General features: G+C 54.0%; 26 protein-coding genes. 6 read left to right on the top strand and 20 right to left on the bottom strand.

The window, feature by feature from the left end; translation table 11 throughout:
• On the bottom strand, positions 1–281 hold a 281-nt coding region (locus tag L6R21_27435), incomplete at its 3' end, for a hypothetical protein (GenBank protein ID MCK6562941.1).
• A 30-nt stretch (positions 282–311) separates the two neighbouring features.
• Here L6R21_27435 and L6R21_27440 point away from each other — a divergent pair.
• The 5 genes from L6R21_27440 to L6R21_27460 all read left to right on the top strand — a co-directional run bounded on the left by L6R21_27440 (position 312) and on the right by L6R21_27460 (position 4,249).
• Complete coding sequence (locus L6R21_27440) at positions 312–545, top strand: hypothetical protein (protein ID MCK6562942.1); 234 nt, start codon at positions 312–314, stop codon at positions 543–545.
• Positions 546–589: 44 nt separating this feature from the next.
• Positions 590–1,639, top strand: a complete 1,050-nt coding sequence (locus L6R21_27445) for an AraC family transcriptional regulator (GenBank protein MCK6562943.1) — start codon at positions 590–592, stop codon at positions 1,637–1,639.
• A 168-nt stretch (positions 1,640–1,807) separates the two neighbouring features.
• On the top strand, positions 1,808–2,686 hold the full coding sequence (locus L6R21_27450; GenBank protein MCK6562944.1) for a sterol desaturase family protein: 879 nt from the start codon (positions 1,808–1,810) through the stop codon (positions 2,684–2,686).
• Positions 2,677–3,267, top strand: a complete 591-nt coding sequence (locus L6R21_27455) for a class I SAM-dependent methyltransferase (protein ID MCK6562945.1) — start codon at positions 2,677–2,679, stop codon at positions 3,265–3,267. The genes L6R21_27450 and L6R21_27455 overlap by 10 nt, the downstream gene beginning before the upstream one ends.
• A 415-nt stretch (positions 3,268–3,682) precedes the next feature.
• Positions 3,683–4,249 (top strand): hypothetical protein, encoded by a 567-nt coding sequence (locus L6R21_27460; protein ID MCK6562946.1) that lies wholly within the window; start codon positions 3,683–3,685, stop codon positions 4,247–4,249.
• Here the strand turns inward: L6R21_27460 and L6R21_27465 are convergent.
• The 16 genes from L6R21_27465 to L6R21_27540 form a co-directional block, all read right to left on the bottom strand.
• Entirely contained in the window at positions 4,229–4,504 is a 276-nt protein-coding gene (locus L6R21_27465) for a hypothetical protein (GenBank protein MCK6562947.1), read from the bottom strand. The two genes, L6R21_27460 and L6R21_27465, sit on opposite strands and share 21 nt — an antisense overlap.
• 181 nt (positions 4,505–4,685) lie before the next feature.
• Positions 4,686–5,348, bottom strand: a complete 663-nt coding sequence (locus tag L6R21_27470) for a phosphatidylserine decarboxylase family protein (GenBank protein MCK6562948.1) — start codon at positions 5,346–5,348, stop codon at positions 4,686–4,688.
• 100 nt (positions 5,349–5,448) lie between these two features.
• A complete protein-coding gene (locus L6R21_27475) occupies positions 5,449–5,838 on the bottom strand; it encodes a NifB/NifX family molybdenum-iron cluster-binding protein (protein ID MCK6562949.1) in 390 nt (129 codons plus the stop codon).
• An 80-nt stretch (positions 5,839–5,918) separates the two neighbouring features.
• Entirely contained in the window at positions 5,919–6,434 is a 516-nt protein-coding gene (def, locus tag L6R21_27480; protein MCK6562950.1) for a peptide deformylase, read from the bottom strand.
• Positions 6,431–7,030 carry a class I SAM-dependent methyltransferase gene (locus L6R21_27485; protein ID MCK6562951.1) on the bottom strand — a complete coding sequence of 200 codons (600 nt, stop codon included), beginning with the start codon at positions 7,028–7,030 and terminating at the stop codon, positions 6,431–6,433. Before L6R21_27485 ends, def begins: the two co-directional genes overlap by 4 nt.
• A gap of 122 nt (positions 7,031–7,152) precedes the next feature.
• Positions 7,153–8,427, bottom strand: a complete 1,275-nt coding sequence (locus tag L6R21_27490; GenBank protein ID MCK6562952.1) for a T9SS type A sorting domain-containing protein — start codon at positions 8,425–8,427, stop codon at positions 7,153–7,155.
• A gap of 117 nt (positions 8,428–8,544) precedes the next feature.
• Positions 8,545–9,507 carry a radical SAM protein gene (locus L6R21_27495; GenBank protein MCK6562953.1) on the bottom strand — a complete coding sequence of 321 codons (963 nt, stop codon included), beginning with the start codon at positions 9,505–9,507 and terminating at the stop codon, positions 8,545–8,547.
• Positions 9,508–9,730: 223 nt separating this feature from the next.
• Positions 9,731–10,198 carry a nucleoside deaminase gene (locus tag L6R21_27500; GenBank protein ID MCK6562954.1) on the bottom strand — a complete coding sequence of 156 codons (468 nt, stop codon included), beginning with the start codon at positions 10,196–10,198 and terminating at the stop codon, positions 9,731–9,733.
• 5 nt (positions 10,199–10,203) lie between these two features.
• Positions 10,204–11,394: a PLP-dependent aspartate aminotransferase family protein gene (locus tag L6R21_27505; GenBank protein MCK6562955.1), complete on the bottom strand. Its 1,191-nt coding sequence runs from the start codon at positions 11,392–11,394 to the stop codon at positions 10,204–10,206.
• A gap of 188 nt (positions 11,395–11,582) precedes the next feature.
• Positions 11,583–12,416, bottom strand: a complete 834-nt coding sequence (locus tag L6R21_27510; protein MCK6562956.1) for an arsenic efflux protein — start codon at positions 12,414–12,416, stop codon at positions 11,583–11,585.
• Positions 12,417–12,489: 73 nt separating this feature from the next.
• Positions 12,490–12,696 (bottom strand): hypothetical protein, encoded by a 207-nt coding sequence (locus tag L6R21_27515; protein ID MCK6562957.1) that lies wholly within the window; start codon positions 12,694–12,696, stop codon positions 12,490–12,492.
• Between the two features lie 41 nt (positions 12,697–12,737).
• A complete protein-coding gene (locus L6R21_27520; protein MCK6562958.1) occupies positions 12,738–13,610 on the bottom strand; it encodes a metal ABC transporter permease in 873 nt (290 codons plus the stop codon).
• 238 nt (positions 13,611–13,848) lie between these two features.
• A complete protein-coding gene (locus tag L6R21_27525) occupies positions 13,849–14,973 on the bottom strand; it encodes a metal ABC transporter substrate-binding protein (GenBank protein MCK6562959.1) in 1,125 nt (374 codons plus the stop codon).
• Between the two features lie 71 nt (positions 14,974–15,044).
• Positions 15,045–16,364: a hypothetical protein gene (locus L6R21_27530; protein ID MCK6562960.1), complete on the bottom strand. Its 1,320-nt coding sequence runs from the start codon at positions 16,362–16,364 to the stop codon at positions 15,045–15,047.
• Positions 16,364–16,702: a hypothetical protein gene (locus tag L6R21_27535; protein MCK6562961.1), complete on the bottom strand. Its 339-nt coding sequence runs from the start codon at positions 16,700–16,702 to the stop codon at positions 16,364–16,366. The genes L6R21_27530 and L6R21_27535 overlap by 1 nt, the downstream gene beginning before the upstream one ends.
• 195 nt (positions 16,703–16,897) lie before the next feature.
• Positions 16,898–18,241, bottom strand: a complete 1,344-nt coding sequence (locus L6R21_27540) for a sigma 54-interacting transcriptional regulator (protein ID MCK6562962.1) — start codon at positions 18,239–18,241, stop codon at positions 16,898–16,900.
• Between the two features lie 882 nt (positions 18,242–19,123).
• On the opposite strand from L6R21_27540, the gene L6R21_27545 reads away from it, so the two are divergent.
• Positions 19,124–20,107 carry a DPP IV N-terminal domain-containing protein gene (locus L6R21_27545; protein ID MCK6562963.1) on the top strand — a complete coding sequence of 328 codons (984 nt, stop codon included), beginning with the start codon at positions 19,124–19,126 and terminating at the stop codon, positions 20,105–20,107.
• 233 nt (positions 20,108–20,340) lie between these two features.
• Here L6R21_27545 and L6R21_27550 read toward each other — a convergent pair whose 3' ends face one another.
• The 3 genes from L6R21_27550 to L6R21_27560 all read right to left on the bottom strand — a co-directional run.
• A complete protein-coding gene (locus L6R21_27550) occupies positions 20,341–21,507 on the bottom strand; it encodes an alpha/beta hydrolase (GenBank protein MCK6562964.1) in 1,167 nt (388 codons plus the stop codon).
• Between the two features lie 52 nt (positions 21,508–21,559).
• The gene (locus L6R21_27555; protein MCK6562965.1) at positions 21,560–22,735 is read right to left on the bottom strand and encodes a beta-lactamase family protein; all 1,176 of its coding nucleotides are present in this window, start codon (positions 22,733–22,735) and stop codon (positions 21,560–21,562) included.
• A partial coding sequence (locus L6R21_27560) for a hypothetical protein (GenBank protein ID MCK6562966.1) occupies positions 22,729–22,959 on the bottom strand: 231 nt, incomplete at its 5' end. The genes L6R21_27555 and L6R21_27560, both read right to left, overlap by 7 nt.

The raw sequence follows: 22,959 nt of genomic DNA on the forward strand, positions 1-22,959 counted from the left end.
AGATACGTTTGTGCCAGTTCGTGCTTGCGGGTGCCACGTTCGGGATAGAGAATCTGAACCTGATTCGCTTTCGCAAAGGCTCGGGTGCGTCGCCCAAACCGGCAGGCAAAGCGCATGAGTTGGTTTTTATCCAAGGGTTGATTGGGATGTAGTCGCCGAAACCAGGTTAACAAGCCGCCGCAAGTATGAAGCATGGTGAAATAAGCACCGATCACAATACGATCAAAAGAGCAATAGACGCCGTCCAAAAGATCTCGATATTCTTTCACGAAATGATCCATGTGGCACCTGCGCGTGTTTGATTCAGAACCATGATCACAGGCACAACATGTCAAGAAAAATACAAACAGGCAATCGGCAAAGAGAGGCAACGGATCATTTTGCCCCTAATCATCTTGCCATTCGTGCTTTTATCGGCAATACTTGTCTGGGCATGGCGTATGAAAATGTCCAAAACATCCGTTGGGTTGTCTCTATCCGTTGGCCAAAATCGCAGCCGCCGCGAAGCGGCTTCAGTTGGCGGCTGCGCCGCCAACCTGGCGTAGGTCATTAGATATCAACGATACCTATACTGTAAAGATATGTGGCAATGAAAAATTGGGAACCGTTCATTACAGTTCGTGCCGTACAGCCAGTCATTGCTGCTCTCGAAACGCTTGGCTACAAAGTTGACGATCTTCTCAAGGAAACAAGAGTTTCACGCTCGGTGCTTCAGGATGCCGATGGACAGGTACCGCACAGTGCCATGATGAAATTATGGGATCACGCCTGCGTTGTCAGCGGCGATGACGATCTTGGCATTCACCTTGCCGAAGCAGCGCCTATCCGGTCGTTCGAAGTTCATTCGTATGCGCTACTCTCCAGTCCCACGCTGCGTGACGCCTTTCGCCGTGCCTGCGGCTACCAACGCCTGATTCACGAGGCCACTAACCTGACGTTCGAAGAAGGCCACATCGAAGGCGTACTGCAACATGCCTTGCCCGGCGGACGCCCAGTGCCGCGCCATCCCGCCGAGTTTCTTGCAACCTTGTGGATTCGGTTCGGACGCCTGGTCACCGGCAATGACTGGGCGCCACGCCTCGTCTGCTTTGCTCACGAGACGCCAAAGAACACCGGCGAACATACGCGTGTGTTTCGCGCACCGTTGCGGTTTTCAAGCGGGCGCACGGCAATGCACGTCCCCAACGAGATTCTGGACACGCCCAACCCGCGTGCAGACGAGAATTTGCTGGACCTACTCGACCGCTACGCTGACGGACTTCTCAAGAAACTCCCGCGACAAGCGAGCCTTGCCGAGCGGGTGCGCGTGTGGCTTAGCGAGCAACTCAGCGGCGGTACGCCATCGGTTGCCTCGGCGGCGCGGGCACTTCACATGAGTGCGCGAACTTTGCATCGCGGCCTGCAGAATGAAGGAACAAGCTTTCGGGAGCTTCTTGATCAACTGCGACACGAACTTGCGGTAGCTCTGCTGGCCGACCAACGTTGCAGCGTTGCCGAAGCCGGCTTCCTTCTTGGCTTTGCCGAGCTCAGCTCGTTTTCGAGGGCATTCAAGCGCTGGACAGGGAAAGCGCCTGCGGAGTTTCGGGCAGAAGCGCTTGTTTCTTCAACCCGTAATACAATCCACGATGGCCACGAATAAATACAGTCCTGGCAGAAATCGACAAGAGATTTGGCATAAGGGGACAAATCCCTGAGAATATTTTGGCGTATCTTCCTTACGAACGTGCGGCGAGCTTTAATTCCCCCTAAATCAAAGACCACCGCTCGTCCGAATCAGCTAAGAAGTTAAGAAGTAAGGAGGATCGTCATGATCGATCAATGGATTAGCCAAAACGCCAATGATCTTCAGGTGGCGTTGTTTTTCACATTGTTCTTTCTCTTCAGTCTGGCCGAGGTTTTTGAGCCAAAGCGTCCTGGACCCATGCATAGAAAAGAGCGCTGGCTCACCAACCTTCTCATGACAGCGCTCAACATAACCGTCATGGGGTTGCTGCCGGTCACATTTTTCGGAATGGCGGTTTGGGCTGACAAGCAAGGCTACGGGCTGTTCAATTACTTCACGCTGCCTGTTGGCGTACTGGTAATCGGTACTTTACTTGCCCGCGGCTTCATCTCATTCTTTACGCATTATTTGATGCACAGAGTGCCGCTGTTCTGGCGTTTGCATCGGGTGCATCATCTTGACACCGAAATGGACGTCTCGACAACCGTGCGGTTTCACCCCTTTGAGTTTCTGGCGGCTCTGCTCCCCGGCGTTCCGCTGGTGGTCGCATTTGGCCTGTCGCCATGGGTACTGCTGCTTTATGAAGTTTTTGATGCCGTCGTTACCTTGTTTTCTCATGCGAACATTCGATTGCCTGGTTCCATTGAACGTGTGCTGCGCTATATCATCGTCACGCCAGACCTGCACCGAGTCCACCACTCCTCATGGCAACCGGAAACGGATAGCAATTTCAGTGCTGTCTTTCCCATTTGGGATATCGTCTTCGGTACGTTCCGCACCGAAACCCGCGCGCCACAGGAAAGCATGGAATTGGGACTCGAAGCGGTACGCGACAAACGTGCAAATCGACTCTGGTGGTTACTTAGCTCTCCATTCTTTGGACAACTGAACTCGAACACTGAGGAATCTATGTCAAGTCATCAGGATGACGGGCTGCGGAAAGGAGCGCAACGATGGAAATGACACGATTGGAAAAGCGTTTAGTGAATCGGGAAGGTAAGGCACGAGTTAATATCGAATTGCTCCGGCAACGTCTTGACAGCCTTGATTCCGACACAATCCAAAACGTTCTCGATCTCGGTTGTGGGGTCGGATATGTTTCAGCCTATCTTTCCAGGGAATACAAGATGAATGTCATTGGAACTGATTTCGATCCTGACCAAATTGAAAGCGCTCGACGCCTTCATGGTGAGAGCGAGTTGCTGCATTATCTAACTCAGGATGCATCACATCTCAAATTTGAGCAAAGCAGTTTTGATCTCGTGATTTCTCAACACGTCTTCCATCATATTGCAGCATGGAAACAGGTTGTCCGGGAGATAGCCACAGTGCTTCGAGATGGCGGATACCTGATCTGGCTTGACCTTGCCTTACCTGGACCCGTCAAGAGTCTTTTGCGGCCATGGCGCAAGATTTATGGGCTCTACACGCTCGGAGAAATTCGAACTGAAATGCAGAATTGTGGTTTGAATCAGTTGTTCTACGAGAAGCTTTTTCGCTGGCTATTCGTGCATCACCATTTGGTGCTGCAAAAGGCAAAATAAAAGTTCGCCGTTGCCGGCAAGGGCTGTGCGATGATTTCAAAGCCGTGCTGGTATCGGCGTGTGCTTATATCGCGAAGTTAGCGCATGAGCCCTTTCGGCAACTGGAACTTACGCGCCAAAAAGTCAATGACTCCTCATGCAAACAGGATAAAAACATTTTTGATGTTTATTATACAAAGAAGAACGTATGAGAAGAACTGATATTGCGTTAAAATTTCTAAGCGTTTCTTACGAAAATTGGGATGCAGAGGATTTAAGAGATTTGCTATCCAGTGACCTGGAATTCATCGGTCCCTTCTATAGCTGTCGGGGGGCACCCAAAAGCGGCCACTGATGGGCACTTCAAAACCGGCCATTGTCAGAGCGAATTTGGATAACGAATTTTATTTTCCTCGCTCATCAAGGAGGAAGACTCATGAGTCATGTTCTGAAAATGACAAACCAACTGATCATCAAGAAATTGCTGGAGCTTGGGTGGTCGTACCGTCGCATCGAAATCGAAACCGGCATTCGGCGTGAAACCATCTCCAAGTACGATCCCCGGCATCCCCGGTATCAACCTTCTGCGGTGGACGGGAACACACTGCCCGCCGACCCCATTCAAAACCGGCCAAACTGCCCACCGACTCCCAGTAACCCCGAAGACCCACTTCTTGAGCTTGCGGCCGCGAGTCCCCTCGCCCTGCCAAGCCCTCGTTCTCACAGCGGGGCTGCGCCTTTCAACGACTTCATTCGACAAAAGCTGAGCGTGGGTCTGACGGCGCAGCGCATCTATCAAGACTTGGTCAGTGACCATGGCTTCACGCACGGCTATGACTGTGTGAAGCGCTATGTCCGCCAACTCAAGCGCAAGCAGCCGAAAGTGGGCTCTTTGCTTTTGGAAGAAGTCATTTATTCCCCCACCCAACCTGACCCTGTCACAATAGCTCAAGACGAATTTGCGCGATTCACATGTGCTTGCCTAGCGCCAAATCGCTGTTGATGCTTTTGCCAGTTCCAGCATGGACTTGAGCTGCTCCGGCTTGTTGAAGGCTTTGGTCGTGGTCGTCGGCTCGCCGCCGAGATCAATGATGACATCAGTGCGAAACGCGGCGTGCCCAAGCTCATCCTGGGCTTCGTGTTGAAAGAGTTCGCGCAGCACGGCCCCGAGCAGACCAAACGATTTTCCGGCTTGATACGTGTACCGGATGATCGTCCCCCATTCGGCGGCCAGATCTTCGTTGAGCGCGCTTGCCAAATTCCGCTAGGACAGGACTATCTCCCTTTTCCGTTGGACGCTTTTGAGCGCCTCGCATTCCTTCCCTATTCCACTTCAGCAGACTGATTTGCGCGACCCGCGCAATACACGAAAGACGTCCAAGAGCATTTCACGATCTTCGCGTGTCTCCCGGGCAAGATTCAACTGTGCCGAAGCAGAGCTAACCCTCCCGCAAAAAAGCGATGATCGTCTCTCCGGCGCGCACTTTTTGTTGCATGCTCACGCTTATTTCCGCAGGCAAGGGCAGAAGAACCTCCAGCCGTGATCCGAATTTGATAATACCAAATCGCTCTCCTTGCTGCACTTCCTGCCCCTCGCGTAGAGAGCAGACCACCCGCCGCGCGAGGATTCCGGCAATTTGCTTGACCAGCACTCTTCCCAAAGCCGCCGCAATGCCGATGAGGGCTTGCTCGTTTTCCAAGGAGGCCGCGGGCAACGAGGCCACGCGAAAACGGCCGCGCTGGTACCGCCAGTATTTGACCATGCCAGTCACCGGCGCGCGATTGACGTGAACATTCCACACCGACATGAAAATGCTCACCCGCCGCGCCCGGCCGTGCAGGAACTCGTCTTCATCAACTTCGTCAATGCCGATCACTCTGCCGTCGGCAGGAGAGACAATCGCTGCGGCGCTGACTGGCGTTCGGCGTTCGGGATCACGAAAGAAGAAAACGCACAGCGCGGTGAATAGCCAAAGCCCAACACTCAAACTCCAACCAAGCCCCCCACTTTCCAGCTTCAACGAAGCGAGGGTAAAGACGAGGGCCGTAAGCGTCATCAGCAGGACGATCCTGTATCCCTCACGATGTATGAAGGTTTTCATGGGAGATGCCCGGTTAATGTATTGTTCTCTTCCTCACGGCCAGTTACTGCCATAATTCCGGCGACGGTTAGGGCAGATTCTTCCGCTGTTGCGCCGCTGATCAATGCAACTTCTCGGTTCGGTCTTTCAGCTCACCGGCCAGATACAGGTTGAGCGCCCGCTCCACTTCGGTTTCGTCGGTGACGATCATTTCGATCCCCCGGCGCCGCAAATCTTCCCAAGCGCGGCGCCCCATGCCATGACTAATCACAGTCAGGCAATCCTGCAGCCCCTCAGCTACGGTTTGGTGGGCATGCTCGTCTCCCTTGCTGTGATCATGGTGTCCCTCTCCATGAGCTCCGCCGCCGCGAAAATGCCCGGTGAACGTATTTCGGCGCATTTCTTTGTTGATGACTTTGCCGTCTGCAATTTCGTAAATGGCAAAAAAGGGGCTGCGCCCAAAATGCGCAGAGATTGTCTTGCCATCTTCGGTGGCTACTGCAATCTTCATGTTGATCATCCTTTCTTGAGGGCGTGCGGGGTCGCGTCAACACGCGCAGCGCGGACTCGAAATTCTGCATGCCCTTGTTGTCATGATTCTTCCTGCTTCTGCAGTTCTTTCAACTGTCTGCGCAGAAGGATTTTCTCAGTTGCCGAGGCGTAGTCGATGATGAGCACACCGTTGAGGTGGTCGATCTCGTGTTGGATGACGCGGGCCATCAAGTCGCTCAGCTCGTGTTGCACTTCTTTCCCTTCAGGGTCGAGGCCGCGCACAAAAATCGATTGGCTGCGAGCGATATTCACTTGAATCTCCGGCAAACTCAGGCAGCCTTCTTCCAGCCGGCCTTCTCCCGTTTTTTGCAGAATTTCCGGATTGGCCAGGGTGAGCAAGCCTGCACCGACATCGGCGATGATGATGCGTTGCAGCATGCCCACCTGCGGCGCGGCCAGGCCGATGCCGTTGTACCTGTACATGATTTCCGCCATGCCGGCCATCAAATCCCGCACCGCGCCATTGACGTCATCAAGCGGCAGGGATTTTTTTCGCAGAACTGCATCAGGATAGAGCCTGAGCCGGTACACGGACTTCACTCTCTCGCTGATCACGTCTCGTACCTCCACCACAGCGCATTGCAAGAAAATTTCCCTGCTCTCAGCTTCGACTGGCTGAGCAGATGCTTTGCTTCCTCCAATGTCAAGGCCGCTCCAACTTCTTTCTCGATGAAACCCAGTGCAGAGCGCCGCAAATCGGCAATGAAAAGAAAACCACCTGGCATGAGCACTCTTTCGATCTCATTGAGCATTTGAACAGGATCTTCGACGATATGAACCATGTTGATGTTCAGAACGGCGTCGAAAGAATGATTTGCGTATGGTATTTTTTCCACGTCGCCCATTTCAAATTTTGTGCGCCGTTCCACTTTGGCCGCTTGCGCGTTCCGATTTGCCAAACGCAACAGCGGCTCGGACAAATCGATCCCAACGATCTCGCTGTCCGGAAAACGCTGCGCCAGCACCAGAGCCGTTCCGCCAGAGCCGCAGCCGGCGTCAAGAATCCTGCCGGTTCGAAATCCGCGCGAAGAAAGTCTTTTGGCGCACTCGTGACCGAACCGCGCAGCCATTTTTTGGTGCCGCCGCGCGTAGCTGCCGGCAAATTCTTCATCACGAAATACTCTTTCGTGCGTCAAGGGGGCTCTGTTCATTCAACTTATTCTCCTACTCCTACTCCTACTCCTACTCACACTCCTACTCGCTTTGGAAATCATAAACGGCGAGTAGGAGTAGGAGTATGAGTAAGAGCAGGAGAATGAGTACGCAAGTGACCCTATCTGAGCACCGTCATCTTCCGCACTTGCGTAAAGGCCGGCGTGATGAGCTGATAGAAATAGACTCCGCTGGTCAGTTCCTCCGTTCCAACCGAAAAGCGGTAGACGCCAGCGTCCAGCCTTTCATTCGACAACAGAGCCTTCACTTCACTTCCCAGGAGGTTGTAGATCTTCAACGTGACGACCGTCGGGCTGGGCAAATGAAATTCAATCGTCGTCGCCGGATTGAAGGGATTAGGAAAATTTTGCATTAACCTGAAATCATTGGGAAGCGGATTCTGCTTCTCCTCCACGCCCACTGCCAAGCGCAGCTTGTTCAACTGTTCAGCAGTCAAGGGCCGGGCATACAGCATTTGCTGGCCATCCGCTGTTGATTTCAGAAAAACCCATTTTGTCGGGTCCGTCGTTGCGACCTTGGGATCGCCGGTATAATCGAGAAAATCAATCTGCAGCGCTTGTTGCCAGTCTGAGGTAATCGGAATAACTCCTGTGGGGCTAATGATCTTCTTCTGGGTGGTGTCCCACTTTGTCACCGTGATTTTTCCGGTTTGATCGTACTCTTGTATTGCAGCGTTGTTGTGACACTCGGCACAGGCACGCCCTTCCCTCATGACAGTATGCGGTGTGAACGGAGCAATCGCCAGAAACGTTTTACCATCATAAGATGCGGTCTGAAAGCTTGCCGGGTAAACTTTGCCGGTTCCCTCGCGATTCACCAGAAAAATAAAATCACGCTGCGGACCATAATGGCGCCGGATGCCGCCCTCGACATAACTTTCAATATGGCAGTTGTAGCAGGAAACCACTGACTTGACGTGGCACGCGGTGCATTGCACTTTCGCGAGATGCAAGGTGTGCGAAGTATTGCTCGGCAAACTGGCATGGCACTTTTCACACGTCACTTCTGTGGCGCCAGGCTCAAGCATCGAAGCATAGGCGGTTCCGTCGCCGTGCATTTCCTTCTTGGTATGGCAAGTGGTGCACTGAAACCCCTTCTGTACATGCACATCCTGATAACCGAGATTTCTTTCCGTGCCTTGGCGACTGTGGCACTTGAGACAGATTTGGTCGGCGACCGCCGTGCCCTGAACAAAATTGTGGCAATCGTTGCAACCAGGTTGATACGTGGCGGGATCGACGGCACTGCCGTTGGCATAAGTTCCGGGGTGGCATCTGTGGCATCCGAGTTGTGACATGGGAATGCCGGTCAGCAGCTCCATCCCGCCGTTGACGCTGCCATACCAGGTAAACTTGCCCTGCCGCGTGCCGTGCAAGCTCGTGGCGAAATTGCCGGGATCCTGTGCGCCAAGCAAGGACGGCAAAATCACCAGGGCAACAACACTGAGAAAAGGCGTAACTCTTCTCATACTTCCACCTCCTTGAAATGTGGTTCACATCGACATCCGATTATTGCGCCGCTCAGGTAACTTCCTGAGGTAAAACCTCACCTTCTCATATTCCGTCACGCACAGCAATCCGCGCGCAAGCAACTCTTGAACGAGGGACGCATCCACCTGGGCGCGCGCCAAGAATTCTCTCACGGCTTCCTCACGCATGGGATGCACGGCGGTGATGCTCAATAAATCCTCGGCAACATTGCCGGTTGCAGCAAACGCATTTCCCTCCGCACCGATTAAATATTCCACGCTTTTGACTTTTTTGTCGAAAACCTGATAGAACACATTGATGATTTCTTCATCGGGCGGCCGCACCCATTTTTCCGCCGGCGGTCGGATTGGAATCGAAAGATAGGCCTTGTCGGGTTTGAGTTGAGCCAGGAAATCGGCTATTTGCTCGGCGTGCTTGGGGCTGTCATTGAGGCCTTTGACCAGCATGGTTTCGGTGGTAAGCTCACCCTTGTAAATTCTCGCAAACTTTATCATTCCCTCCAAGATTGAAGACAATTGCAAAGAACGATGGGGCCGGTTGACCTGGCGCCAAACTTCTTCATTGACGGCATCCACTTTCAAAGAAACCCAATCCGCTTTCATCAAATCATTTCTAACCTCGTCCTGCCAGATCAGGGAGGCGTTGGTGATCACGGCAATTTTGAACCCGAACGCCTTGAGCAAATCGATTTCACGACCAAGATTGATGTCCAGTGCCGGCTCGCCGTCCGGCACGAACGTCAGGTAATCGATGAACTCTCCGGCTTTTCGGACCTCGGCTATTTTCTTCTTGACCTCGTCCAGTAATCCCTCCGGCCGATAAAATGCCTGTCGCGCAACCTGCATCTTCAAGGTGCAGCCCACCTGGCAATACACGCAAGAATAGCTGCAGATCTTGGGAGGAATATTGTTGATTCCCAAGCTCCGCCCCAGGCGTCGCGAGGGGATGGGACCAAAAGCCAGCATGATTTCTATTCCTTTGCCTTTCTTTTTTCTTCCCAGAGCTGATGATGTTTTGAACCCTCACGTAACATTTTGGCGCCGCATCGGGGGCAGCGCTCTTCTTGGCAGGGAACGCCCTGGCGGTGAGGTATCTTCTCTCCACATTTTGGACAGAGGCAGTAGCCTTCGGCTCCCAGTCCTGATGAAATATTCTTAGGCATCGAGGGACTCACTTTCATTTCTCATCTCAATACACGATTTCATCATGCTTATTCTGCCACTCTTTGAATGCGATCAAAGCGTCCGGCCGCGTCACTTGCATCATCGGAAGCTGTCGTTGAGGAATTGGCAACGACAACTCTCTGGAGATGTAATCATCGGCAAAACCGATTTCAGCGGCGTGCCTTCCTGTGAGTGAATAAAAGACCTTATCGATTTTGGCCCAATAAATGGCAGCGAGGCACATCGGACACGGCTCACAACTGGAGTAGAGCTCACATCCTTTCAGATGGAAACTGCCCAACCGCTGGCACGCTTGCCGAATCGCCACGATCTCGGCATGTGCGGTGGGATCTTTGGTTGACGTGACTTGATTGCAGCCTCTGCCGATGATTTCATTCCCTTTCACGATCACGGCGCCAAATGGTCCGCCGATTCCGTTGCGCACAGCTTCAAAAGACAACCGGATGGCTTCGCTGAGAAATTCGTCTCTCATTTTGATCAGCCTGAGATTTTGTTTAACGCTTGATCCAGATCATCACGAAGATCATCAAAGTCTTCACAACCTACCGAGATTCTCACCAACTCATCGACGATGCCGGCTTGTTCTCTTTCATGTCGGGGAACGGTGGCATGCGTCATGGAAGCAGGATGTTCGATCAACGATTCCACGCCGCCGAGTGAAACGGCGAGCGTGAACAAGCGAACGTTGTTCATGACCGTCTTTCCGCCCTCAAGGCCGTTCTTGACGCCGAAGCAGATCATGCTGCCGAAACCGTCCATTTGCTTTTTGGCAATCGCGTGTTGGGGATGATCCGGCAAGCCAGGATAGCGCACCCACGTCACTTTGGGATGCTGCTGCAGAAAGCTCGCCATCTTCTGCGCGTTCTCCTGACTTCTCTCCACTCGTAGCGGCATGGTGCGCACGCCGCGCAAGACCAGCCACGCTTGATGCGGATCCATCGTGCCGCCGAACAAGTTCAGCATCGGCTTGATCCTCTTGCAAAGCTTTTCATTTTTCGTGATGATCATTCCGGCGACCACATCGCTGTGACCGTTGATGGACTTGGTCATGCTGTGCACCACCACGTCGGCGCCCAAATCCAAAGGACGTTGCAAATAGGGACTAGCAAAAGTATTGTCAACCACCATGATTGCGTCATGCTGGTGGGCCATCTCCGCAGCTTCATGAATATCCGTCACCGCCATGGTCGGATTTGCCGGCGTTTCGACAAAGATCATTCTGGTGTTGGCACGGATGGCGCGTCTGAGATTATCCAAATTCGAAGTATCGACAAACGTCGCGGCCACGCCAAAACGTGAAAATTCCTTTTCCAGCACCACGCGCGTTGGGCCGTAAACGGAATCCGTGCCGACCACGTGCGCGCCTTGGCCGAGCAAGGCCAGGTAAACTGTAGTGATGGCAGCCATGCCCGAGGCGGTCGCCATGCCGGCGTAGCCGTTTTCCAGTGCCGCAATACATTCCTCCAGGGCGTTGATGGTTGGGTTGCCCATGCGCGTGTAAATGTAGCCGGATTTTTCTCCGGCAAAACGCGCCGCGCCGTCCTCGGCGCTGGGGAATGAAAAAGTCGAGCTTTGAAAGATCGGGACCGAGACTTCTCCAAATACGGAATCTTTCAGCTCTCCAGCATGAATCGCTTTGGTGGATTTGTGTGTCGAGTTTGTTTTCATAGGTGGATTCCCTAAAAAGTCATTTGCATTTCTCGATCCAGCGTTCTCTCCCACTATGGAATTCGTCCGGCAAGTAACACTTCCATATCATCCCAAAGATGATCTTGTTTATTGATAGCGGGCACTGTGCTTGAGATGAACAGGATGTTTTCAGCATGATATTTTAGTTGTCAGCTTTGCTGCTTTGATCACCACCCCAACCAGTAGGCCACGCCACCGACCAACAACGCAGCGCCAACATTGAAAGCCTTGATCAACAGCGTGTCGCGCACCGTATAGGACAACAGCGGCAGCATGCCGTGGCCATCTTGCGAGATGGAGCTGGCCAACAACACGGAAAAGGGAATCAATCCGTCCGCGAACATCATCACAAAAATCAGATGGGGTCCGGATTCCGGGATGATGCCGATGAGCACGCTCAACAAGAAAACCAGGCCCATGTTTTGTTTGACAAAACTCTCCAACTCCCAGTAGCGCAGGCCAAGTTGCACCAGCAACAGCGCAAAAAACGTCCAGAGCAACACGCGCCAGAGGTGGCGCTTGATGATGTGCTTCCAGATGTGCTCTTTCAAATAGTGACCGCGAACGTTTTCTTCCTGATGAATCTCGTGAAGATCGCAATCCTTGCAGGGAACGATGTGCAGCCGTTTCGCCAGCAAATCCGAGAGCCGGCCCAGCGGAATGGCGACGATGAACAGTATTCCGAACAGCAGCAGGGCTTGCGCGGGAAACTTCGCCAACATGACAAAGGCTTCATCGCCGGAGGTGGCAATCATGCCCGCCACGATCGCACCAAAACTCAAAAAGCCGTGGATGTACATGCTGACGTTCATGAAGGCGCCGACGCATCCCGGCGTGGCCCCCAGCAAAGAAGCGACCGTATACTGCCGCCAGGGGCCGCCCTGCATCAGCCGGCGAAAATGCCCGCGCGTTTTGACGTCGATGAAATCGATCACGATCATCATGAGAAACACGAGGATCGTAACCTGCAGCGTTTGCACGACTATTTCCAAAATGAACATAATGGTGCTTCGTCAGAACATGGTTGTTTCTGATTCATCAGCAAGCCTCTTTCGGATGCTAGCGGTCAATTCATCAGGCTTCTTGATCCGCCGAACTTTGCTGTGCAGCAAGTTTTTCATTTGCTTCGGTCTCGGCTCTCTCCCTGAGCCAGACCGGCATCCCGGAAGAACTTGGGGCGGCAAGAAGGTAATACCCTTCTTCCACCACCGCGAGTAGGGCATGCATTTCAACGCTTGGTTTCTGCAGAAGCGAACACCATTTGTCTGCAAGCGCCGTCATGATTCATCCCGCGACTGTACCTGAAACTCTGGAAGCCATGCTCACCCTGTTTCTGCTGACTGCGGCGCTGCCACTGTCTTCATCTTGGGGGCGGGCCGGATCAACCAGGCCCGGAGAGGCCATGCCAGAATCAGCAACAGCCCCAAGTAGCACACAATGGTCGGGCCGCTGGGGAAATCGAGACGATATGAGGTATAAAGGCCGGCCAGGCTCGCGATCGTGCCGACGCACCAACCGATGAGCATCTTGGTGCGCCAGCGCTGGGAGAACAACATGCTGATGGCGGCGGGCACAACCAAAAAAGAGAACACCAGCATGATGCCGGCCACGCGCACCGAGAGCACAATCACGACGCCGAAAGAAATGTAGAAGAGAAAATCCCAAAACTTGACCAGCCCGCCTTGTTCGGCCACGGCGTGCTCATAGTTCTCCGAAATCAATATGAACTTCCGGCGCAGCATCCAATGAAATGCGGCGACCACGACATAGACGGCGAGAATTTTCCAAATCTCCGGCCAGGTGATCCACAACAAAGTGCCGGTGAGAATTTCTTTGATATGCTCGGCGCCGCCCGGCGACTGATCAGCCACCAGAATTGCGGCGCCGGTGGCAATCGCATACACAATACCAATCATGGCTTCTTGCGGAATGATTTGCCGGCGCATGCGGGTCATGGCAAAAATGGCGGCGCCGAGAAACACGAAGCCGAAGGAGAACAGAACCGACAAATTATCTTCTGCATGAATTCCCAGGAGCAGACCAACGGTAGTGCCCAACGCCGCAATTTGGGCGAGCGCCAAATCGACAAAGATGATCTCACGCTGCAGCACGTGAATGCCCAGGTAGGCATGAATCGCCACGATTGCCAGACACGCCACCAGCGGTGGCGACATGAAGACGATCAGTTCAAGCATGAAACACTCCTCAGGTCAATTTAATGGAGTGTGGACTTTCTAGTCCCCAACGCATCGCGAACTAGGAAGTCCGCGCTCTCGCCCTCAATCCCATAAACCGGACGAGCCGGACCAAAAAGAAACAGCCTCACGCAAAGACGCGAAGACGCAAAGAAACCGCAAAGCTTTTCTTTGCGATACCTTTGCGGCTCTGCGTCTTTGCGCGAAAGTTTTTGCTCTTAAAGCAAAGAGTTCACTCTTAACGGATTATTCCCGTTTGTATCGCGAATGCCTCGTTGAGTTTATCAATCCAATAATCAATCAAATCAAAATAAGTATTCACACCCGGCTCGCCGCCAACGTCGAGAGGGATAAAAACCGCTTGGATACCTGTGCGCGCGGCAATCATGTTGGGCGTGTTCTTTTCGTAGTAGTTTGCCACGATCAAGACTTGCAGTTTTTGACTGGTAATCTTGTCGATCATCTCCTTGACATGCTTGGTCGTTGGCGGAATGCCCGGTTTGGGCTCGATGTAATCCACGACCTCCAGACCGAAATCACGCGCGAAGTAGCTCCAATCCTTGTGGTAGCAAATGACTTTCCGGCCGCGCAGCGGCAGGGCTTCCTGCAACCAGCCACCCAGCTTGTCGATCAGTTTTTCTCCGCCGTACTCTTTCGTTTCCAGAAATTCAAACAAGGCGCCGGAGAGCAACATTTTGGAGAGCATTTCTCCGCCGAGAATCTCCACCAGTTGCTCGCCAAACAGTGAACGATCGATGCGATCACAGAAAGCCGCGTAATTGGCGGTAAACGTGGCAGAATGTTCCGGCGCGACTTTCTTCAAGCCGACGAGAATGTTCTCTGCGATGATTTTGGCGTTGACCGGGCTGGTGTGAATATGCGGATTGCCATAAATGTGCACGTCGCCCAGCGCGCGATCGGGATTAGTCTCGGGCTTCTCCAGCATCGGAACATCGGTGGCCGCGCTCACGTAGCCAATTGCGCCTTCCATGATGTTGCGATTGCGCGCCTTGTCCAGCAACGCCGGCACCCAGAGCTCCAAATCCAGGCCAGTGGTGATGAACAAGTCGGCCTTATTCATCTTCAAAGCATAGCTCGGCTTGGGCTGCACAAAGTGCGCTTCCTGATTTCCCGCGGAAATGGATTCCACCGCGACCAAATCACCGCCGACGAATTGCGCAATCGAAGCATAGCTCGGCAGACTGGTGATGACTGTTATTGGGATTCCGTTGCGTGACCGTTCTTGCATCGCCGGGCCTTGCTGTTCTTCATGAGGTTGACCGTAACCAGTTTCCCCGAAAGCCAAAACCACGGCGAGTGCCTTGCCAAATACTGTCGCCCATTTCCGGTTTGCATTTCGCATTTCAATTCTCCTTCAAACGAATATTGCCATGCTTCATCGCTTCATTACATGCAACTCCATCACTCCCACCGTCAGTACGCCTCATGCTTGTGCGGCCCCATGGACCAGACCGACTGCAACAAAAGCGCATTCTCCCGGTCACCGTCATGCCGTTTGACATGGCTGAACTGGAGACGCATGAACACGAATTCGCTTTGCCAAAACGTGAGATGAGGCGAAAGCCCCCAAGCATGCTCGTCGTTGGATTCAGGCAGTTGGGCGTAATCGAAGCGCAAGCCGGCCCACCAGCGTGCATTCAATTTGTTTTCGACATAGGAGTAGAATCCCATGCTGTTGACGTCCTGCAACAGGCCTTCGCGCCGGCTGAAGATCAGTTCGTTGCGAAATTCAAACGTGCGATATTTCGAACGGCCGGCAGGAACCCATTTGTAGGTCAAATCCACAGCCACCAGAATCGTCTGCAACTCTGCTTCGAGATCGTTGTGGCCGTAAGCGCCGGAGAAGCCCAGCTCGAGATAGGTATTGGTGGTGAGATCGTAATAGTTTTTCAAATGGCCGACGGCCACCCATGGCTTACTGCCTGCATTGGTGAAGCTGATGCCGTCGCCGCCATAGATCACTTCGACATCCAATTCATTCACATGCGACCACAGCCTGGGCAGCAGGACATTGCTCGCAATGCCGAAGCCGCTCAATCCTTCTCCCAAAAATTGCGTGAGCACAAGCGGTCGGTCGACTTGCGGCAAGCCATGCGCATGCCAGCGATTGAGCACGCCGAATTGCGTGCGATATTTGCCGATTTTCAATCCGAGATTTGCGGGCAGATTGACAAATTCCATATAAGCTTCGCCGATGTGCAACGTGCCGCCACCCGGCACGCCCAGGAAGAATTTGGCGCGCGTGTAGGGGTCCAAATTCGAAACGAGGTGAAACTCCGCTTCGCGCAGCATGAACTGTTTGCCGCCGATGACGCCGTGGCCATGTTCATCAGCGGCGTGCTCGTGCTCTTCAACCTCAAGATCGCTGAAGTAGCCCAGGAAATCCCCCGTGACGCTAATATTGGGATTCAGTGATTGTTGCTGGCGCTCGCCGCTGGTGAAGGCTTTGGAGGCGGAGACTGTGGCTGGGCGTGCTTCTTCCGCAGCCGCCTGCGCCGCCTCCTGGCGCAGTTTTTCAAGCTCGGTTTGTTGCTCGGCCTGCTGCTTCTCCTGCTCGAGCATCTTAATGCGGGCCTCCATTGCCGCGATCTTGCGCTGAATCTCATCCTGTTCCTTCGCATTCGCGAGCGGCGGTTGCTCGACTGCGCCTGTTTTCCCGCCGGAATCTTGTGCCGCCATCACCCCGGGCCAAATCAGCAGCACGAAAAGAAAACCCAGCATTCGACTTCGCATTACGTTCTCCTTTGCAGAACAGAGTCAAGTGCGACCAACTTGCCAGCCAGAAACTGGGACAACACCTCCTCGGCCTCGCCGCGCACCCAGGAAAGCACGCGCACGCCGCTGTCACCGAGCTTGTTGGCATAGATCTCGGGCACCCCGCCACAGATCAACACGTCAATCCCCAATTGCAGCAGGGTGTTGATCTTCTCCAAGGGACTCGTCGGAACCAAGCGAACATGCTCGCGCTTCGTCACGACGCTGTCTGCGACGGTAACCAGCAGCACGCCTTCCGAGCAGTCCAGGCGCGAAGAAACCCGCGTCCCGAAAACGGTGATCGCGATGGTCATCATGAGGCCGTTGTCTTCTTTGGTTGTCTAAAGAGGCAGGCAACTCACAAGCCAGAATGGTGTGCGTCGGCGCAAATGATGGAACGTATTAAAGATAAGGGGTGAGCGGAGGAGAGCGAAGGGGAAGGACAGCCGGCGGTCAAGTTGCACGCCTGCAACTTTAACACTGCAACAGATGCGAAACTGCAACAGCAGGTTTCAAGCCAGGCGATACTCTTTCATTTTTCGCCAAAGAGTGGTGCGGTGCAAGCCCAGCGCTTTCGCGGTTTCCACTTTATTCCAGTTGTGTTTTTGCAGAGCCGTGAGAATGGTTTGGCGTTCGGCATCCTGCAACGGCTGAGGAGCGGGGGCAGGTGCGTGAACCGCGGACTGCACCTGGGAAAATTCCGGCGGGAGATGCTGCAATTGGATTTCCTCACCCCGGCACATGACAAAGGCGTGTTCGATGATGTTTTCGAGTTCCCGGACATTTCCCGGAAAGGCGTACTGCAAAAGCACACCCAAAACCTCATCGGAAACGCGCGCGAGGTTGCGCCCCATTTTCCGGTTGAACTTGTCGATGAAATGATTGATCAGCAGCGGAATGTCGTCCCGCCGTTCCGCCAAGGCCGGCAATTGCAGCTTGACCACGTTCAAGCGGAAATACAAATCATCGCGAAAGTCACCTTGCTCGACCAGGGCGGCAAGATCATCCTTGGTGGCGGCGATGACCCGAACCTCCGCTGTGATGGGCACAGTGGCGCCCAGCGGCTCGAACTCGCGTTCCTGCAAGACTCTGAGCAGCTTCACTTGCATCGCGGACGTCAAGCTTTCGATCTCATCCAAAAAGATCGTTCCGCCTTTCGCCAACGCAAAGCGCCCGGGCTTGTCTTTCTTGGCGTCCGTGAAAGCGCCTTTGACATATCCAAAAAGCTCGGATTCCAGCAACGTATCCGGCAACGCGCCACAGTTCACCGGTACGAACGGGGCGCGCCGGCGCGCACTCAAATTGTGGATCGCGCGCGCAAACAGTTCCTTGCCAGAGCCGCTCGGGCCTTGAATCAAAACGGTGCTTTCACTCTCTGCGAGATTGGGAAGAAAATCAAAAATTTTCAGCATTTGATGATTCTTGGCAACGATGTCTTCAAACGTGTAAGCGCGCTTGATTTCCTTCTGCAATTCCTCGAGCGTGGAAAGGTCGCGAAACGTCTCGACGCCGCCCACGATGTTGCCGTTGTCATCGCGCAGCACGGCGGTGCTGATGCTGATCGGAATCTGTTTGCCGTCCGCGCGCAGGATGTTGACGTGGCGGTTGATGGTTTGCTCGCCGGTTTCAAATGAGCAGCGCAACGAGCAGGTTCGTTCACAGACATTGGCGCGCAAGACTTCGAAGCAGTACTGCCCAATCGCCTCCCGGCGGGAAACGCCGGTGATTTTTTCCGCGGCACGATTGAAGTACGTGATGCGCATCTTCTCATCGACGGTGAACACGCCGTCGGCAATGCTGTCCAGGATGGTTTGTGCATGTGCGGGCGGCAGTGCTTTGGAATGAGAATCGCGCATGATCGCTTGCCGTGATCGAGGTGAACCAACCGCAGGTCGATTGATCTCCCCAACTCCAACCGTTGCCGCAGGGTAGTCCTTCGGCATTCGGATTGATTCCGGCCCCGTGAGCTGCAGCCAAGATAGGCTACGCCGCGGCCAAATTCAAGGCTGCTCTGCGGCGCCCTGGCAAGGAAGAATTTCGCGGCGCCGGGCGGCACTCGCGCCGGTCAATGGGCAAGACGCAGAGGAAAGACCACGGCCGGAAGGTAGCGATCATCGCGGGGATTCAGGTTGGCTGGAAAGGCGTATCTTCACTGCCAGCTTCTGTCGCCGGTGCAAGATAACAAAGGGAAGCACGGAGATTCCCTGCCGCAGGCTTTGCCTTGCGGCGGCGAACAGCCGGCTGTGCTGATGCCTTGACCTGCAGTTTCCCGCCAGGGAGCTTGGCCTGGAGATCGGTAATCTCAGTATGGCGATGTTTATTCCACTAAAGTGGCGATCGCGGAACCGCGCATAGGACTCGATGCCGAAAGAATCGATCAGGCTGCTCTTCCCTTGCCGCACGGCAGAATGGGGATTTTGACTTGTCACAATTTCTCTCGTGACTTTGTGCCGATTTTTATTAAGCGCGATTCAGGCTGAACCACAGTGAAATAGAGCAAATAGTCATTCCAGCAATTCAATGATTGGTGTCGATACCCAAATGCACCAAGTCGATTCATATTTTGCCACACCCCGGCGATAACCAGGGTGAGAGGAGGTTGTATGCAGAGTCTAAGAATCCTTATGCGTGTGGTTGCCGTTCTGGCAGGGATTTCCTTGATCGTCGCCTGTGAAAGGTCAACCGAACCGACGAGTGCAAACGACCGGCTGGATACCGGCGGCACGGCGATGACTCGAATGACGGGAAACAAAATCGCGTTTGCCTCATTTGAATCCCAACAGAATCCGCGCAGTGACATCTTCATTATGGAAATGGATGGCAGCAATCTTACCAATGTGACCAGCAAGCTGGGCGACAGCTATATGCCCAGTTTCTCTCCGGACGGTTCCAAACTGACATTTGTCTGCAACGGCGAGATCTACCTGATGGATTGTGACGGCGGGAATGCCAGGAGATTGACGGCCAACAGCAGCGCCAAGTACAAATCATTCCCCATTTTCTCGCCGGACGGCACCCAAATTGCGTTCTTCGCCAAGACGGGCGACTACACCAGCAAGTTGGATATTTATGTGGTCAACACCGACGGCTCGCATCTGGCCAGACTGACGCACCAGGAGGCTGAGAGTCTTTATCCATGCTATTCACCGGATGGCTTGAAAATCGTGTATTGGGCGGGCCTCACCACGAACGAAGAAAAGTACTACACGGACATCTTTGTGATGGACGCCAGCGGAAACGGCAAGCTCAACTTGACCCCGAACGCCGGCTACAACTGCTTCCCGCGGTATTCGCCGGATGGCACGAAAATCGTCTTCATCTCACAGCGCGCTGGCGACCAGGAGTATGCTTTGTACCTCATGAATGCCGAGGGTAGCAACCAGCATCGGATCTTCGCGTCGAATCGCATGGTCACTTTTCCTCAGTTTACCCCCGATGGCGCAAAGATCGTTTTTCTGCTCTATACCGCCAGCACCAACCAGAGCGATACCGACATCTGTATCATCGATGCCAGTGGCGCGAATTTCAAAAACTTGACGAACAGCGCGTATCGCGACTGGGGCCCCGTCGTTGCGAAGGACGGAACAAGCATGGTCTTCGAGTCAGATCGCGATGGTAATGACGAGATCTATGTCATGAATATCGACGGCAGCAATCCAACCCGATTGACCAACCGGCCCAATCGCGTCGATTTTCAACCGACATTTCAGTTTCATGAGTGATTCATGGCCTGGCTTGCCAGGCAAAACCGTCCCGCAATTCTGGAAACTGCGAAGCCTTTGTTGCCAATGAGGCAATTGAATACTGGCAGGCCCCCGCCCCGAACACCGCTGCCAGGAGAACGGTGGCCTGCCTCAATTGTTTCTCGGCAGGCAGAAGGGATCGCCTAAATGACAGGAGCCGGACAACGAGTGCAACCTACCATCAGCAGGAGGCCCCGTTTGAGAACGTCGTATTAGGAGCGCTCCGTGCGCTCTTCGATCCATTCCCGCATCACCGCCAGCGCCAGGCTGATATTGCCGGTCTGGCAATGATTCGCGGCATGCTCTGCACTTGTGAAGATTCGTCCTGTCACCGACCGCGCATTGGCCAGAGCCTGGAGCTGCCGGCTGTGCATCTTGATTGGGATGAAATGATCATTCCTGCCGCTGAGAATCAGAACGTCCTGGGTGACACGTTCCGGATGCATATTCTCCTCATTTAATTGGAGGTAGAAATCGAGTGCGTCCAGAGCCTTGTTTTGCTTGGTGACGTATTTGAGGTGATCTACCACCCATGCCCCCTGTCCTTCCCCACGAAATTTCTTTTCTGCCATCCGCTCCATCCATGGCCGGCAATGCTCCATGAACCAGAGATGAATCCACCGCAGAGCCGCGTTCATGCTCTTCATGTAGTCGAGTGCGTGCCCGGAGGCAATCACCCGCCGCAACCGGGGTTCAAAAGCCGCGGCTCTCAAACAGAACCATCCGCCCATGGACATGCCGATCATCGTCACCTCCGCCAGACTGAAGTGATCGAGAATCGCCTTGGTCGGCTTTTCCCATTCGTAGGTCAGCGGTAAATGGTATTTCCGCAAGGCACCTCCCTGGCCGGGACCCTCAAACCCGATCACGTCGTAGCCCTGATCGGCAAAATACCGCATGATCGAGTACCACTCTTCAATGAAAGAGTCGAAACCTCCATGGATGAGGACGGTTCCTTTACTCTCTTGTAAGGCCGGGATTGCCATGGCCGGAAGAAAGCCTCCGCCGTAGGGAACCCGATGTCGCGCGATGCTGTCACATTCGAAAGCCCTGTAAAAGATCTCCATGAATTTGTCGTAGAGGATCTCCTTGTCAGGATCATGTGACATGGTATAAAGCTCAGCGGCGCGGTAACCGAAAGCCGCATTCACCAACCGCCCTTCCGCGAGAGCCCGATCCGCGAGCCGGAGCATTTCCCGCTTCCAATCCGCGAACGTCGCCACGCGGGATCCGGCTTCGGCCATGTCTTCGCGCCTGACGTATCCGAGCGAATACCAGCGATTCAACGGAAAATTGAAGAGCTGGTCACGATGAAACCTGTGATACCCAACAGGAAAAATGGGTCGGGAGTCGCTGAAGTTTGGTTCGTCAGGCATCATGGATCAGCCCTTCCGGATTGGAAAACCTCGTCGCGTTGCCGACAGAAGCTCTTCAATTCACGCGCAAGGTGGCCGCGCTCTCTCGGGATGCCGCGAGTGGGTCGTACAGCGCCCGCGACAGCTTCACAATATACTCCCCCTTCGAGGCCAAAAATGCCGAGACATTTGTCAGCAAGACGATTCCCGTCTCTGTCGATCGTTCGAAGATGACACAACACGAATAACCCCCGGTTCCACCGGTTGCAGAGACATAGTGCTTGCTCCCGTTGATGTACCAGGCCCAGCCCAGCCCGGCGGCATTGTGCTCGGTATACTTGATCGTGGGCTGCTGGGTGAGGAGGCAGTACGTCGTGTCCGTCATATGTGCCCGGAGGTATTTCGCCATGTCCTCGGCGGTGGACTTGATCCCGCCTCCGCCGGCGAGCACATTCAATTCCCAATTGGGGACGATTTTCCCCGCGGGATCCCTGCCAGCCACAAGGTGTTGCATGCGCCCGGAATCGAGCGTGACGAAGGTATTGCGCAGGCCGAGCGGCTCGCAGACCAAATCCCGCAACAGGTCTTCGTACGGCTTTCCGGTTATGCGCGTCAGGAGATGCCCCAACAACCCACCGCCGAGATTGGAATACTCCCGCTGCTCGCCCGGCGTGGATTGCAGAATCATTCTATTGGAGAGATAGTCGTACAGCCTCACTTCGTCATAGGAGCTGTAGGGACTCCCGGGCCTCGCCCAGTCGGTGCTGACGTTGGCAGGTTCCTTCGGAATCCCGGAGGTGTGGTTGGCGAGCTGGAGCAGCGTCACCTCCTTTCCGTTGCGGGAACTCTGTCTGAGAGTAATCGGCAGGAAGTCCTTGATGGGCGCCTCCAGATCGACAACACCGTCATACACCAGTTTCGCAAGCATCGTTGCCGTAACGGTTTTCGTGATCGAGCCGATCTCGAAAACACCGGTTCGATTCTCCACGCAGCTTACGGAGTCATTCTGCCTGCTGACGCCGATGAACGAAGTGGAATCACCCACCAGCAGCGCAATGGATGCCTCCGACCCGTTGGGGAAGTGCTGCATGTAACTGAAGAGCGTCCGCACCTGGATTGAATCGAGCCGGCAATTGTCGTTGTCCGCCAGCGCGTTTACCACCGGCTGCTGGCGCGGCAGCGAGCATGAAACGATCACCATCAGCAGGAGCCATGAAGTGGCACGAGCAATCGCGCGGATGAGCGTCAGCATGCTTGTATCCTTTCCAACCACTGTGAATTCGATGACAGATTGCCGTGCCGCCCCCGCAGAATGTGCAGTCTCCCGCGGCCGAGACAAATCGCATCTACCTGTTGAGTGATTTGTCCTGCAAATTGGGCCACCTTTCCAAAGGCGGTCAGGCCCGTTGCCTCAAAATTAAATGTTACCCAAATTTGTGAGAACTGGGGTGATTTTGATTTATTGTTCTTTTGCTG

The organism is bacterium (assembly GCA_023150945.1).
Classification (GTDB): Bacteria; Zhuqueibacterota; Zhuqueibacteria; order Zhuqueibacterales; family Zhuqueibacteraceae; genus Coneutiohabitans.